At 36.7% G+C, this 14,629-nt stretch carries 15 protein-coding genes; 3 read left to right on the forward strand and 12 right to left on the reverse strand.

Features of this window, described 5'->3' with window-relative positions:
• Positions 1-141 precede the first annotated feature (141 nt).
• The gene (locus AB1422_09565; GenBank protein ID MEW6619559.1) at positions 142-2,148 is read right to left on the reverse strand and encodes a helicase C-terminal domain-containing protein; all 2,007 of its coding nucleotides are present in this window, start codon (positions 2,146-2,148) and stop codon (positions 142-144) included.
• A 222-nt stretch (positions 2,149-2,370) separates the two neighbouring features.
• On the opposite strand from AB1422_09565, the gene AB1422_09570 reads away from it, so the two are divergent.
• On the forward strand, positions 2,371-2,463 hold the full coding sequence (locus tag AB1422_09570; protein MEW6619560.1) for an AURKAIP1/COX24 domain-containing protein: 93 nt from the start codon (positions 2,371-2,373) through the stop codon (positions 2,461-2,463).
• 1 nt (position 2,464) lies between these two features.
• Here AB1422_09570 and AB1422_09575 read toward each other — a convergent pair whose 3' ends face one another.
• From AB1422_09575 to AB1422_09595, 5 genes are all read right to left on the reverse strand, one after another.
• Entirely contained in the window at positions 2,465-3,154 is a 690-nt protein-coding gene (locus AB1422_09575; GenBank protein MEW6619561.1) for a PIG-L deacetylase family protein, read from the reverse strand.
• A gap of 17 nt (positions 3,155-3,171) precedes the next feature.
• Positions 3,172-3,429, reverse strand: a complete 258-nt coding sequence (locus AB1422_09580) for a hypothetical protein (protein ID MEW6619562.1) — start codon at positions 3,427-3,429, stop codon at positions 3,172-3,174.
• Positions 3,422-3,856, reverse strand: a complete 435-nt coding sequence (locus AB1422_09585; GenBank protein ID MEW6619563.1) for a putative toxin-antitoxin system toxin component, PIN family — start codon at positions 3,854-3,856, stop codon at positions 3,422-3,424. Before AB1422_09585 ends, AB1422_09580 begins: the two co-directional genes overlap by 8 nt.
• 529 nt (positions 3,857-4,385) lie before the next feature.
• Positions 4,386-4,754, reverse strand: a complete 369-nt coding sequence (locus AB1422_09590; GenBank protein MEW6619564.1) for a response regulator — start codon at positions 4,752-4,754, stop codon at positions 4,386-4,388.
• 71 nt (positions 4,755-4,825) lie between these two features.
• Positions 4,826-6,487, reverse strand: coding sequence for an ATP-binding protein (locus AB1422_09595; GenBank protein MEW6619565.1), 1,662 nt, complete (start codon positions 6,485-6,487; stop codon positions 4,826-4,828).
• 762 nt (positions 6,488-7,249) lie between these two features.
• Here AB1422_09595 and AB1422_09600 point away from each other — a divergent pair.
• Together AB1422_09600 and AB1422_09605 are read left to right on the forward strand one after the other, a co-directional pair.
• Positions 7,250-8,371: a glycosyltransferase family 4 protein gene (locus tag AB1422_09600; protein ID MEW6619566.1), complete on the forward strand. Its 1,122-nt coding sequence runs from the start codon at positions 7,250-7,252 to the stop codon at positions 8,369-8,371.
• Positions 8,364-9,440, forward strand: coding sequence for a glycosyltransferase family 9 protein (locus tag AB1422_09605; protein MEW6619567.1), 1,077 nt, complete (start codon positions 8,364-8,366; stop codon positions 9,438-9,440). Before AB1422_09600 ends, AB1422_09605 begins: the two co-directional genes overlap by 8 nt.
• Positions 9,441-9,663: 223 nt before the next feature.
• Here AB1422_09605 and AB1422_09610 read toward each other — a convergent pair whose 3' ends face one another.
• The 6 genes from AB1422_09610 to AB1422_09635 form a co-directional block, all read right to left on the reverse strand.
• Entirely contained in the window at positions 9,664-9,840 is a 177-nt protein-coding gene (locus tag AB1422_09610) for a hypothetical protein (protein MEW6619568.1), read from the reverse strand.
• A 31-nt stretch (positions 9,841-9,871) separates the two neighbouring features.
• A complete protein-coding gene (locus AB1422_09615) occupies positions 9,872-11,116 on the reverse strand; it encodes a 3-isopropylmalate dehydratase large subunit (GenBank protein MEW6619569.1) in 1,245 nt (414 codons plus the stop codon).
• A 184-nt stretch (positions 11,117-11,300) separates the two neighbouring features.
• On the reverse strand, positions 11,301-12,314 hold the full coding sequence (gene recA, locus AB1422_09620; GenBank protein ID MEW6619570.1) for a recombinase RecA: 1,014 nt from the start codon (positions 12,312-12,314) through the stop codon (positions 11,301-11,303).
• 330 nt (positions 12,315-12,644) lie between these two features.
• Positions 12,645-13,451 (reverse strand): transposase, encoded by an 807-nt coding sequence (locus AB1422_09625; GenBank protein ID MEW6619571.1) that lies wholly within the window; start codon positions 13,449-13,451, stop codon positions 12,645-12,647.
• 142 nt (positions 13,452-13,593) lie between these two features.
• A complete protein-coding gene (locus tag AB1422_09630) occupies positions 13,594-13,941 on the reverse strand; it encodes a hypothetical protein (GenBank protein MEW6619572.1) in 348 nt (115 codons plus the stop codon).
• Between the two features lie 16 nt (positions 13,942-13,957).
• Positions 13,958-14,401, reverse strand: a complete 444-nt coding sequence (locus AB1422_09635) for a DUF6788 family protein (protein MEW6619573.1) — start codon at positions 14,399-14,401, stop codon at positions 13,958-13,960.
• Positions 14,402-14,629: the final 228 nt, after the last annotated feature.

Consider the following 14,629-nt stretch of genomic DNA (forward strand, 5'->3'; position numbering starts at 1 on the left):
AATATATCGTTCCTACGGAACTGATTGATTTGTCTATCTATTCCTACCGATATTATGTTCCTAACGGAACGATTATTCTCATGCCTTATTTATGGGTATTATCCTATGTAAACTTCCAGTTAATAACGGCTACATTTTTATCTATACCTGAACGGTTACTAAAAAGTCAATCTGCTTTTTTGCCTGATAAAATTTCCTTACCTGTTCTAAATTAAAAGCAATCTGGCATTTAGGGAGTGAATTCAGGAATAATCTACCGTAGCCTTTTGTTTTAACTCTTGGGTCAAGGATAGCCACGACGCCAATGTCATTTTTTCTGCGAATAAGTCTGCCAAAACCCTGTCTGGTTTGAATGATTGCCTGTGGGACCTGATATGCCCAGAATGGGTCAATTCCTTTTTCCCGTAAATATTCCATTTTTGCCTCGATAATGGGGTCATCCGGGACGGCAAAGGGCAATTTTGTAATCACCACACATTCTAAATCCTGACCCGGCACATCCACACCTTCCCAGAAGGTATTAGTTCCCCAGAGCACTGAGTTTTCATTTGATTTGAACTCTTCAATCATCCGTTGAGATGAGAATTCACCTTGCTTAAGATGACTAAAATCAGCAAATTTCTGCTCAATCTCATCAGATATTTTCCTTAACATCGCATAACTGGTAAAAAGCACAAATGTCCTACCTTGCATAATCTCCAAAAGCCCCTCGATTATTTTCCCTACATCATTATGATATTGAGCAGGTTCCAACTTCGGGTCCGCAATACCTGCGGGTAAGAAAAGAAGGACTTGCGATTGGAAGTTAAAAGGGGACGAAAGTTGTAACTCATCACATTTATCACACCCTAATCGACTTTTGATAAACTCAAATGAATTGTTTGTAGTTAGAGTAGCCGATGTTAGAACTACTGTTCCAATGGAATCGAAGACAGCGTCTTTTAAACTTTCAGCAATATTAATCGGATTGGCGTGAAGGACTATTTTTATAAATCTATGTTTTTGAACAAGTTCGAGCCAATAGACATAATCTTTGGCTTGTTGACCAATAATAAGTTCTAATGCATCTTTTATTGCCTGGACTCGGGTTTGAAAGGCAAAAATCTCTAATTGGACTTCCGCATCCGTGATTTTCTCCTTTAATTTACCGAGATTGTAGATTAAAGATTCTAAAGGTTGGGTTAAAGGATTATCAATAAAATTTGCCTGCCTCAGCCTGGTAACGAAGTTCAGTTCCTGCGAAGGAAATTTCAATAATATATTTGAGAAGAATTCATCCGCCGCATTTTTGACCTCAATCAGAGTTCTTTCTATCTTTTCTTTTGTCTGGTCATTACCTTTGATTCGGGTTAAAATTCCCTTCCCCGTCGAGGGATTATAAATAGAATCAAGCAAGAATTTAATTTGAGAATTTGAGACTTCGGCACCTAAGTAATTTGTGGCGACATCTTCTAAGTTATGTGCCTCATCAAACACAACGGCATCAAACTGCGGTAAAACCTGGTCGGCTGAGGCTATATTCGCAAAGAATAAATGGTGGTTGACAACCAGGATTTGAGAAGAGTATTGTTTTTTTCTGGCTTTATAATAATAACAATCATTAAAATGAAGACATTTTTTGCCCAGACACAGGTCAGGTTCCCGGCAAAGTTTATTCCAGATTGCCGGGCTGGGTTCAAAAATCAACTCGGATTTTAACCCGGTTTGGGTTTTCTTTTGCCACTCAGATATCTTTTTAAATTCTTTGACCTCTTCTTTAGTTTCAAACAATCCCTGAGTTTGGGTCTGGAAGGCACGACGAAGGCAGAGGTAATTATTGCTTCCAACACACAAGGCAAAGGAAAAATTGACGGTTAATATCTTTTTTAAAAAAGGTAAGTCATGAGTGATGAGTTGTTGCTGAAGGGTTTTTGTGTAAGTAGAAATAACAATTCGTTTATCCTCAGCAGTTGCCCAATAAATAAAAGGGACTAAATAGGCTAAACTTTTACCTGTGCCGGTTCCCGCCTCAACAAACAGATGATTTTTGTTAGAAATAGCGGAGTCAATTCTTTTGCTCATCTCGATTTGTTGAGGTCGGTATTCATAGGTTTTAAGTTGATTAGCCATTATTCCATTTTGTCCAAATATTTTACTATAATCTTGCATTTCGTTAATAACTACTTAAGCGTTCAGCCACAGAGGCACAGAGTTCACAGAGAATTAAGGAAATTAGTCACATAAGGATACGAATTAACTATCATAAATGTAGTGCGAACCTTTAGACTTTTCACCGAGAATTGCTGTTTCCTGCAAAAGTTTGTTGACAAATTCTTAAAAATATGATAATATTTATTATTCTAAACTAAAACCTTTGAAAGGATGTCAGGAATGGGTAGTGTTGTAAAAAAACGAAGGAAAAAAATACGAAAACATAAGTATAAAAAATTACTCAAGAGAACAAAACATATACGAAAAAAGTAAGTTAATCTATTATTTCACGGATTAGCATAAAACATTCTACTGCCCGTTTACCTACTTCTAACCCACGTTTTTGGGCATAGGTAGTGACGGCTTCGATTGAGCGGGGGTGTGGAAATTGGCGTAACTCACTTTTGTATGCCTTCATCGCCTGGATTTTAAGATGCAAAACATCTGAAATATCAACAAATACATTAGGTAAAAATTGGTTTGTAAGAATAGGTGCATTCCATTCTGAAGAAGAAGGTGTTTCGTAAATAAACACTTTCTTGATGGAACTTTTTAGCCCAGGGCGAACCGCAACCATAGTTGATTCAAATACTAACCGATGGTCTTTATTCACATCCCCCCAATGATGTGTATAGATAATTTCAGGAGAAAGTCTGACAATACATTCCTCAATAGGTTGATTTATCTCCGGGTGGGCAATGGTATCTAATCTCATATCCGGTAGGTTAAAGAAAAATATCTCTTTGATTCCTAAAATCTTAGCCGCTTTTAAACTTTCCTTTTTCTTCTGTTCGATTAATTTAGCTGATGAGATTTTATCCATCGTATGACGGTATTGAGTTGTTACCCCTTCAGTAAGCATACAGACATACACCTCATCCCCCCTCATCGCATGTTTGAGCATTGTTCCACCAACGCCATATACTTCATCATCCGGATGTGCCGCAATAACCAATACCTTCAAAATTAACCCCCCTAACTCTACTTTAAATCCCAATCAGGAACTCTTCTGCTGGGAATTTTATTTAAAATCTGATTCACTCTCGCCTTTAATGCCGATATTGATTTTCTTTTTAATCTTAATTCAAGCGAAGAAATCAGTTCCATTTGAGTTAGTTGAACATTTAGCAAATAATTCGTTAATTGATTTAATGAAACTCCTTGATATTTAGATTCCCTTTCCAATCTTTTTTTCATCTCTACTGGTATTCTTATTGTAACAACCTGTGTTTTATTCATGATTTATCCTCCATTGTTTATAAAATTCATTTGGTGTAACAATTTTAAACCTAAATCCTTTTAACTCTCCTTTCTTGAAATCTTTAACATTTGAAGTAATCAAATAATCGCTATTACTTGCAAAGGCACATTCCATAAAAATATTATCCTTTTCGTCTATCAGGTTTGGTCTGAGTAAAAAATAAATAGAATGTTTTTGAGATAATGCAGCTAATAAATCTAAAGTATCTTCTACTTCAGACACTGTTAAATTCAGTACTTTTAGATTTTTTTCTCTTGTAAGCACATCATAATATTCCAAATAGGTTTGTAGTGATAAGGCTAATTTTATTTCTTCTTGTAAAATAAGTTGTAGAATATAATTAGATGCACCTGATTTACTATACAGAGCTGAGTAAATTACATTTGTATCAACCGTTATTATCATATGGTAATAATAGTATATTTGAATACAAAAGTCAAATAATAATTTTTTGGGCATCCATCTTACCCTAACGAAATTAGTAACCGTTCACCGCAGAGACACAGAGACGCAGAGAAAAAATTAAAAACTATTTACCAGACGCAGAATTCCATCACGGATTTTCATCAGTGCAAGCTTTTGAGGACCGACATATCATGATTGATTAACAAATTTGGTTTTGATGTCCTATGTAGGACAATGATTGCATCAATAATCTTTTCTGTTATCTGATTTATTTCCATGTCTTCTCTGTTCCTCTGCGTCTCTGCGGTAAATTACCACCTGAACGGTTACAATTCGTGAACCGGGTTCGGGAGCCGTGTCCCTAAATTAGGCTGAAGGGTTTTTCTCCTGTTGTCCTCTGCCTTCTGCCCTCTGCTACTTATCTGTGCTAATCCGTGTTAATCAGTGGCTGAATAGTTACTTTATTTCTATGTCTTCTCTGTTTCTCTGCGTCTCTGCGGTAAAGGATTACCTGAACGGTTACCCTTCCTTATAACTCTTCACTGTTCACTATCTTCTTTATCCTTGCATTTAAGTTTTTAAGTTCAAATGGCTTAAGTATGAATGCCGCCGCATCTAAATCTATAACCGGGGATTCATCAGCCGCGACACTTAAAATAACAATGGGTATTTCTTTATATCTGTTTCTTATCTGGCTAAATAACTCTAAGCCATATTCTAATAAGGGAAGTTTCATATCATGGATGATGAGGTCATATTTTTGTTGGGCTAATGTTTCTAAAGCCTTCTCTGCTTCCTTAACCACAGTTATTAAATAACCCTGTTTTTCAAAATTGTATTTTAAAATCCTGGCTATCGGTGGGTCATCTTCAATAACTAAAATCTTTTTTTTATCCATAGTTATTTTACTCCTTTGTGAACAGTGGGGACTGAAAAGTGAACAGGAAACAACTCTTCATTCTTCAGTGACTACTCTTTCGGTAATGTAAAAATAAAGGAACTCCCTTTTCCGGGCTCACTCTCTACCCAAATCTTACCTCCATGTGTCTCGATTATATGTTTTACCAGAGTTAAACCTAATCCCATACCTTTTGTTTCTCTGGTCATTGGGGATTCTAATTGATAAAATGGGGTGAAAATTTCATCTAATTTATCTCTGGAAATTCCCTGCCCAGTATCACTCACACAAACTTTAATTTCATCTCCACTTCTTTCTGCGGCTATCTTTACCTCTCCACCAGCTGGCGTAAATTTAATTCCATTTTCTATCAGATGTTCTACCGCAGTCTTAATTTTATGATAATCTCCAAATATCTGTGGTAAATCCTTCGGAATATTAACAATTAATTTTATCTTCTTATCCTTTGCTATCTTTTCTAATCTGGTTTGCTCTTCTGGTTTTAAATGGTCAATTAACTCTGCGACTAATTGAGACAAGTTAATTGCTCTCTTTCTCAAAGGAATATGTTTAATATCCAGCTCACTCAGCATAAGTATCTGGTTAATTTCTCGAGTTAAGGCATCACTCTCTGAATTAATTATTTCTAAAAACTCTTTTTCCTCCTCTGGGGTTTCCTCACCATCTAATAATGTTTCTGTGTATGCCTTGATAGAAGAAAGTGGTGTTCTCAATTCATGGCTAATTAAGGATAAAAAGTTACTCCTCATACGGGCAAGCAATTCTTCAGAAGTTACATCTCTGGAAACAATCACGACACCCATTACTTTATTATGACTATTTTTTAAAGAGGTCATTTTTAATGTTAAAATTTCTTTTTTATGAGTAGCCGGATTAGTTATTTCTATTTCTTCTTCGGTAAGATGATTTTCTATGATTGCCTCTTTCAGTAGCGTTGGCAGTTTTTCATCCTGAATAAATTCAATTATTGATTTATTTAGCATCTCACCATCAGTATGTCCTAACATCTGTTGTGCGACGGAATTAACCATCTGTATTTTTAAGTCAACATCCGTGACAATTAAACCATCAGCCATATTATTTATGATATTCTCAAGAAAATCTTTAGTAAATTTTTCTCTGGACTTACTTTTATCCAGTTCACTAATCTTTTCCCTGATTACTTTGCCCAGATAACCGCTAATAAATACGGTAACATAGAAAAAGGCACTATTCAGTCCTAATAAACAAAATGTATAAAAATTACTATCATAAATACAACCGACAATAGGGACGACATGGCGATGAGGAATAATCCCTAAATATTCTAAGAGGATAAAGAAGGTGTAGGAGAAAATAATGATGGTCGTGATTACCATAGTTACTCTTAATCCTGAAACAATTCCACAGGCAAGGATGTAAAAAAATACCAGAGGCGTAAGGAAACTTTCTATACCTCCTGTGACATAGATACATGCTAATATCAGAAAGAAATCAAATATCCTTGATAGATATAGGAGTAACAATAAGACTCTTTCGTATTTTATCAGGAAGATACAAATGATACCTCCTATATAGGATATCAGGGTGAGAATCATTATTGGTCTTACCGGGAAGGCTATCCAAAAATAGTTAATGATGATGGTTATACCCAGAACTAATGTAGTAATAATGAGGCGGTGTCGATTGTATGCCTTAAGAATTTTTATCATTTGAGTATTATCTAATTTCATTTTTTATCCTCTAATAAATATTATATCAAATAATTATTCTAAATGCAACAAAATTTTTCCACCTGTGCGGTTAGGGTGAGAAAAAGGTAACTGTTCAGATAGTAATTCACCGCAGAGACGCAGAGAAACAGAGAGGAAAATATCTTTTTTTTTCGTGTTTTTCGGTGTTTAAAAAAGTTTAAAAACAGTTAGGTGAAAGTAAGTATTAAAAGATTAATAAACAACGAAAGACCCGAAATGCACAAAAAAAGGAAATTTCTGTCTCTGGTGAATAGATTTTAATTTTTTCTCTGCGTCTCTGTGTCTCTGCGGTGAACGGTTACCTTTTTCCGCTAAATCCGTTAAATCCGCTTACAAAATCCACCCGCTTACTATTAAAATCTGCTTCCTTAATTTTCTACCTGCACAGGTCGAAATTTTTCTTGACTTTTTTGTATATAATGATAAAATGAATAAGAATTATGGGTAACCGTTCAGGTGGTAATTTACCGCAGAGACGCAGAGGAACAGAGAAGATATGGAAATAAATCAGATAACATAAAAGATTATTGAGGCAGATATGGAAATACATCGGACCTGCTTGCCGAATGTTCAGCAGGCAAGCCAGATTGGTTAATCAATTTTAATGTTGCTGAACTCAAGAGCTTACCCTGATGAAAATCAGGGAGGGAATTGTTGCCTCTCGTCCATAGATTTTAATTTTTTTCTCTGCGTCTCTGTGTCTCTGCGGTGAACGGTTACACGGAGGTTTATTGAGAAGATATGAGAAGACTTAATATCTTACAAATTAGTTCTTCTTTGGGCTGGGGTGGACGCGAGATGTATCCAATTACCTTATCACAAAAATTATTGGAAAGGGGACATAACCTTAATCTCATTGCTCATCCTGAAGGCAATATTTTGAAAAGAGCCGTCCCGGCTAAAATCCCAACCATACCGATGAATATCCACAAATATATTGATATTAAATCTATCTTTACCTTAGCCAGAATTATAAAAAGAGAAAACATAGAAATCATTCATTCTCACTTTGCTACAGACCTGTGGATAATAGTGCCAGCGGCTATTCTCTCTAGCATAAATCCAGCGGTCATCTTAACCAGACATATGAAGTCCCATCGAAGTAAAAAGGATATTGGACATCGATTAATCTATAATTATGTTAGTAAGGTAATTGCTAACTCAGAATTAGTAAAAGAGTGTCTTCTTGAAAGTCATCCATTAACTCAGGAGAAAATACCAGTTATTTATTATGGATTAGATTTGACAAAATATGACCCGAGGCGATATAATGGTATGCAGATAAAACAGGAATTTAATATTGATAATAAAACTAAAGTAGTTGGTATTGTTGGGCGATTAGAGCCGGGTAAAGGACAGGAGTATTTTTTACAATCGGCAAAACTAATTCTTAAGTCCTATCCAGAGGTTATACTATTAATTGTAGGCGAGGATATAGGAGCTAAAGGATATAAAAGTTATCTGATTAATCTGGCACAAGAGTTAGGTATTTCTGAAAAGGTTATATTTACTGGTCAAAGAGATGATATTCCAGAAGTAATGGCGGCACTGGATGTATTTGTCTTTACATCTAAAGCCGAGGCGTTTGGGTTAGTGTTAATTGAAGCAATGGCGATGTGTAAGCCAATTGTCGGTTTTCGGACAGGGGCAATAGAGGAAATAATCGAAGATGGGATAAATGGGATATTAATTCCTTTTGGAGATGTTACAGCATTAGCGAATAAAATTCTTAATTTGCTTATGGATACTCAAAAAGCAACAAATATGGGCAAAGAAGGAAGAAGGATAACTGAGGAAAAATTTGATTTAGACCATGCAGTTACACTGACAATAAAACTTTATGAGGAGGTGCTAAGTGATTGAGCGGGTATTAATTATTAATTTTGGCGGACTGGGGGATATGGTTTATACCACCCCTATTTTTAGAGAGCTCAAAAGAAATCTACCAGATTGCTATCTTATCTTTTTGACCGAACCACCTTATGCCGAGGTATTTATTAATAACCCCTATATTGATGAATTAATTCTTTTTAATAAAAAGGACTACCGCCTGCGTGATGCCCTCAAATTCTATCGAAAATTAAAGAGGAAAAACTTAGACCTGGTTATAGACCTGACTAAAGGTGCTCGGGGCGCCTTTATTACCTGGATGACAGGTGCTGAAAAACGCGTCGGATTCAAACATAAAGGCAGAGAATTATTTGCTTATAATGTCTGGGTAACAAGAGATAATACAAAGACCATTTGCCCTAATTCAAAATATGTTGTTGAATTCTTTTTAGATACATTACGGGCATTAGGGATGAAGGTAGAAGATTTGAGTTTGAGATTATATCCGGGTAAAAAGGATTGGAGTGTGGTCAGGGATTTTTTAATAAATAAAAAAATAGATTGGACAAAACCAATTATTGGCTTAAATCCTAATGTCAGTATCAAATTACGGGAGTGGCAGCCAGAGGGATTTGCCGAAACAGGAGATAGATTAGTTGAGCAATATGGTGCAAATATTATACTTATACAAGCACCTAATCAGGAAAAGATGGTCTCATCAATAATTAAAAAAATGCACACATCTCCCTTTATTGCCTCTGGGTTTACTATCAAGCAATTGACTTTATTGATTTCTAAATTTTCACTATTGATTACGGTTGATACGGGAATAAAACCTCTTGCCGTAGCAATGGATGTGCCAACGATTACCTTATTTGGTCCAACTAATTATATTAATTATACCCCAACTTCTGGCAAACATCTTGTTGTCAGAAAAGACCTGCCTTGCAGTCCTTGTGGCAAATTCCATTGTGATAATCCAGAGTGTATGACATTGATTACACCTGAAAATGTATTAAGTAAAGTAGAGGAGATATTGGTAAGCGGAGTAAATTACAAAATTCCAAATCACAAATTCCAAAATACAAATAAATTCCAATAACCAAAATTCAAAGTAACTATTCAGCCACAGATGGACACGGATGAAACACTGAAAATTCGTAATCTGTGTCCGTTTTCCGTGTCCGTAATTAGGCTGAAGGGTTCTTCTGAAAATCGGGACTCGGGACTCGGGGTTCGGGACTCGGGAAGGCTGGTAGGCGCACGACCCATGCTCTGCATGGGTGCCCCGAGCCTGATTTCATCTGTGTCAGTGGAGGAAATTTCTACCCCCTAACCCCCGCCAGCGGGGGATAATCGATTCTGAAATATTCACCAAATGAGGTAGTCATCCCTAACCCCCGCCAGCGGGGGATAATCCGCCTCTGACCTCTGTCTTCTGTCTCCTCTGCCCTCTGCCTTCTGCCCTCTGCCTTCTGCCCTTTGCTATTTATCCGTGTCAATCTGTGTTAATCCGTGGCTGAATAGTTACAATTAGGATTTTCTGGGGTCAACAATATAGCCATTGATAGCCGAAGCGGCCGCAGTTGCTGGAGAGGATAAATAGATAAATCCTTCTGGATTACCCATTCTGCCTTTGAAATTTCTGTTTTGAGTTGATAAACATACCTCGCCATCCCCTAATATTCCTTGATGGACACCAACGCACGGTCCACATCCTGGCGGATTTATTACTCCCCCGGCTTCAATAAATGTTTCGATTAATCCTTCTTGAATCGCCTGAAGAAAAATTTTTCTCGAGGCAGGTGTAATTAATAATCTTGATTTTATTTTTTTACCTTTCAATATCTTTGCCGCAATCCGTAAATCCTCTATTCGACCATTAGTGCAGGTGCCAATGAGCACCTGGCTCACCTTAACATCCTTCAATTCCTCAACTGCTTTGACATTATCTACGGTATGTGGCAAAGAGACCATTGGCTTAAGTGTTGAGACATCAATTTTAATCTCTTTTTCATATTTTGCATCTTCATCCGCGTAAATTTCCTTAAATCCAGTATCACGATTATGTTCTTTCAGAAATTTATATGTTTTTTCATCCGAAGCAATTAATCCTACTTTTGCACCAGCCTCAACAGCCATATTGGCTAAGGTTAATCTATCGTTCATCTCCATATCTTTGATAGCCTGGCCTGAGAATTCTAAAGCCTTATAAGTGGCTCCATCAGCCCCAAGTAGCCCAATTATGTATAAAATCACATCTTTAGCAAAAACCCCAGGGGGAAATTTTCCTTCGAGTTGAATTTTAAAGGTCTGCGGGACTTTAAACCAGGTTTTACCAAGGGCAATACCAACTGCGACATCCGTAGAGCCCATACCTGTGGCAAAGGCACAAAGTGCACCACCTGTGCAAGTATGTGAATCCGCACCAATTAAGATGTCCCCTGGATTGAGATAATCCTCAATAACTATCTGGTGGCAAACACCTTCTCCGACATCTGAGAGTTGAATTCCTGTTTTTTTAGCAAAATCGCGAAGAAAGTTATGGTCATTGGACAATTCTTTTTTCGGACTGGGTGCGGCGTGGTCGATAAAGAAAATTGTCTTTTTGGGATTTGCAACCTTTTCTAATCCTATTTTTTGGAGTTGACGGACGGCTAAAGGACCTGTCCCATCTTGAGTTAGACACAGGTTGACATTTACAACCACAAATTCCCCTGCCTTTATCTGTTGACCAACATTTAAAGAAATGATTTTTTCAGCTAAAGTTTGTCCCATCACTACATCCTCCTCTGCTAAGTCGGAATTGGAAGTTCGGGAATAAAAGAATTCCCCTAACCCCCTTTATTAAGGGGGAATATCTGTTCTACACCATAGGATACGAGTCTGTGGATACTATACTAATTCGCTAATCTCTAATTCACTAATTCGCTATTTTCAGAGGAAATAGTAACTTGTTCTCTTATTTCCCGGACGGTAGGAATCCAAACTTTTCCTTAATCTTTTTCTCAATTTCATCTGCGATTTGCTTATTTTCTTCTAAGTATTTACGGGCATTGTCTTTGCCCTGTCCCAATTTTGTATCACCGTAAGAAAACCAGGTGCCGCTTTGTTGAATAATTTTTTCCTCTGCTCCAACCTCTAATAAACTTCCTTCATAGGATATTCCGCGGTCATACATAATGTCAAATTCAGCCGTTCTAAAAGGTGGTGCAACCTTATTTTTAACTACCTTTACCTTTGCTCGACTACCAATGACTTCTTCGCCTTTAAGAATTGGTTGAGTTTTTCGCATTTCCAATCTAACTGAGGAATAAAACTTTAATGCCCGACCACCTGGTGTTGTTTCAGGACTGCCAAACATAACACCAATCTTTTCGCGGATTTGATTGATGAAAATAGCGGTTGTCTTTGATTTACTGATGGTCGAAGTCAACTTTCTTAATGCTTGAGACATAAGTCTTGCCTGTAAACCAATATGTTGGTCACCCATTTCACCTTCTATCTCTGCTTTGGGAACTAAAGCCGCTACAGAATCAACGATGATTATATCTACCGCGCCAGACCTGACTAAAGTATCGGCAATTTCTAATGCTTGTTCACCGGTATCCGGTTGAGAGATATAAAGATTATCTACATCTACGCCTATTTTTTTAGCATATTCTGGGTCAAGGGCATGTTCGGCATCAATAAATGCGGCTATGCCGCCATTTCTTTGAGCCTGGGCGGCAATACTTAGACTTAAAGTTGTCTTACCCGATGATTCTTGTCCGAATATCTCTACCACCCTGCCTCTTGGCATACCACCTACACCTAAGGCAATATCCACGGCAATTGAACCCGTCGGGATAGCGGGAACCTTTTCTTTTGCCTGTTCTTCTCCCAGTCGCATAATTGCCCCGCGACCAAAGTGCCGCTCAATTTGAGTTAAGGCTAATTCTAACGCCTTTTGCTTTTCACTTATTTCTTGTGCCATCTCTTTAAAACCTCCTTTTTTTTGGTAATTGATTAGATGGTAACCGGTTAAATAGTTACTTTTATTATACAACATAAAAATTTGTATGTCAATCAAAAAAGTTTCGTTTCAGTTCTGAAGAGTAAATTTTCATGATTTTTATTTTTAAGATACACTTCGGGGACAAGATGGTAGGGGACATTAAAAAGGACAGTTCTCTCCTGTGTCTCCTGATATATCAAAATATTGGAGTCAAAAAAAAGATTGTTAATATGATAAAAATATGATATGATATGATATGGATTAAAGAGGGAAAAAGAGGGGTTGCTGGAACAAAATAAGGTAGCAGTTCTAAGAAGAATCCAGGCGGATTTGGTAAGGTTGAGACAGGTTTTTCAGGATATTATCTACCTCAATCAGTTGTCTGGTAAAGGCAAACAATAATCCCCTGGTGAAGTTCTTAAAACTACCAAAAACCTTGACAATGTTTTTAAGTCCATTGCCTTTGATCATTAGTTGTCTAATGGTATGAGCAATTTGCAGGAGAAGATGAAAACATTTGATCGCATTATAGTTTTGGCTATAAGCGTGTTCCAGCTCAAACCCCTCTTTTTTCTGAGCTTTAAATCCTTGATTTTCAATTTTCCATCGGCTTCGACCTCCTTGATTAGCTAAATGTTTGTAATTTGTCTTTGTAATCTTTGTCTTGCATATCCAGGTAAAAAAGGTCTTCTCCTCACCTTTCTTTCCTGAGGTTGTCTCTTGACATTCGAGGATATGAAGTTTATGCCCTTCGTATTCAATATCATTAACCCAGTGAAAGTCCTGGCTGGTATTAGCATTGACTTGATGTGTCCCTTTATTTTCCGGACTAAGCTGGAGCAAATTCTGAAATTCCTTGTAAACACTGGGCATACTACCTTCTTTAAATCGAATGATGTAAATCCAGCCATTTTTCTCTACTAAATCAAATACGGGTTTCCCTGCATACAAGCTGTCAAATAACAAACAAAATTTGGTGCGAGGAAAATGTCCTTTCAACCTTTGAGCTAAACGATAAAAAGCCTTTAATTCACAATCTTGCCTATCTAGATCTTGTGATTCATTTTCGACAAACTCAGTCAGGACTGGAATCGCAAAACCATCAGGAGTGACCAATTTTGCTTCTAAAACATAGTAGTAATATTCATAATGGGTTTGCCCATTTTCATCCTGGCTAATCTTTTTTCTTAAACAATGTTTGTATTTATCCGGATCTTTCTTATACTGGTCTTCAGTAATGGTTATAGTTTTGGTACCATCAATAGCTATTAATATAGTATTGGTTTAACAACCGATACCTTTCTAATACCCTTTGTCGGATTAAACGTCGAATCATTTCTATACAGATTTTCTCTAAGTCGGTTGGAGACAATTTAACCAGAAGGTCAATTAATGTCCCGTGATGAGGCATCCTTTCCAGGCTATAGTCTTGAATACTTAAGAGAGGAAATAATGCTTTGAAATTAGCTAAGAATTCCTTCCCAAAGGTATAATCAATATTACGGCTGGAACCTAACTGAAACAGAAACAAAAACAAGCCTTCCCAGAATAAGATGCCTAACTCATAATCAGTCATATTTACCGAACGATGATCATGAATTTGCAAAACCTATTTTCCTATCTTAGGAAAGAAATGATGAATCGTCTTGGCAAATATCTCGGGTATTTTTTCGATTTGCTCTTCGTCCTTCATTAACTTTCCTCCTTCCTATTAATATTTCTCTATATTGGTTAAAGAGGGTATCTATTTTCCCATAGATTTTCCTCAAAGCAGAGAGTTTATCCTGGTATTGCATATAAGCTCTAACTTTTTTAACCGTAGCCTCATCGCTCTTCTTGCCTACATACCGTTGTTTTAACTTTCCATTGACCTTTTGGCTTAGGTACAAGAAAGGACCGTGTTTTTCACCCCGTGTACACTTGCAATTACCTTTTCGACAAGCAGTATAAATTTGGAACAATGAACCTGCCTCCATTCTGGATCGGATTTGCATTAGACTGTTTTCCAAAAAACCCCTTTCTTTTTGCAATAGAGAGATTTTCTTCCTTATTTCTGATAAATCCATACCAATTCCTCCTTTCTAATAAATCATAATAGTATATATATTATATACTATTATGATTATACCATAAAAAGTGTAAAAATACAAATATTTTTTTAAAAAAATTTCGACCTGTGAAATAGGTTTTAAAGGAAAATGGAAAAACCTCCGATAATATATATATCCAGTAAAAACAAAGACTGGCTATGTAAAAAAGAGGGGGTTAGGTAAAATGAGAAACAAAATGAAGAT

It is taken from the genome of bacterium (assembly GCA_040757115.1).
Classification (GTDB): domain Bacteria; phylum UBA9089; class CG2-30-40-21; order CG2-30-40-21; family SBAY01; genus JBFLXS01.

Excerpts from the sequence above, each read along its gene's own strand:
- AB1422_09565 (MEW6619559.1), bottom strand. The coding sequence starts at position 2,148 with ATGCAAGATTATAGTAAAATATTTGGACAAAATGGAATAATGGCTAAT.
- AB1422_09570 (MEW6619560.1), top strand. The coding sequence starts at position 2,371 with ATGGGTAGTGTTGTAAAAAAACGAAGGAAAAAAATACGAAAACATAAG.
- AB1422_09580 (MEW6619562.1), bottom strand. The coding sequence starts at position 3,429 with ATGAATAAAACACAGGTTGTTACAATAAGAATACCAGTAGAGATGAAA.
- AB1422_09585 (MEW6619563.1), bottom strand. The coding sequence starts at position 3,856 with ATGATAATAACGGTTGATACAAATGTAATTTACTCAGCTCTGTATAGT.
- AB1422_09590 (MEW6619564.1), bottom strand. The coding sequence starts at position 4,754 with ATGGATAAAAAAAAGATTTTAGTTATTGAAGATGACCCACCGATAGCC.
- AB1422_09595 (MEW6619565.1), bottom strand. The coding sequence starts at position 6,487 with ATGAAATTAGATAATACTCAAATGATAAAAATTCTTAAGGCATACAAT.
- AB1422_09600 (MEW6619566.1), top strand. The coding sequence starts at position 7,250 with ATGAGAAGACTTAATATCTTACAAATTAGTTCTTCTTTGGGCTGGGGT.
- AB1422_09615 (MEW6619569.1), bottom strand. The coding sequence starts at position 11,116 with ATGGGACAAACTTTAGCTGAAAAAATCATTTCTTTAAATGTTGGTCAA.
- recA (MEW6619570.1), bottom strand. The coding sequence starts at position 12,314 with ATGGCACAAGAAATAAGTGAAAAGCAAAAGGCGTTAGAATTAGCCTTA.
- AB1422_09635 (MEW6619573.1), bottom strand. The coding sequence starts at position 14,401 with ATGGATTTATCAGAAATAAGGAAGAAAATCTCTCTATTGCAAAAAGAA.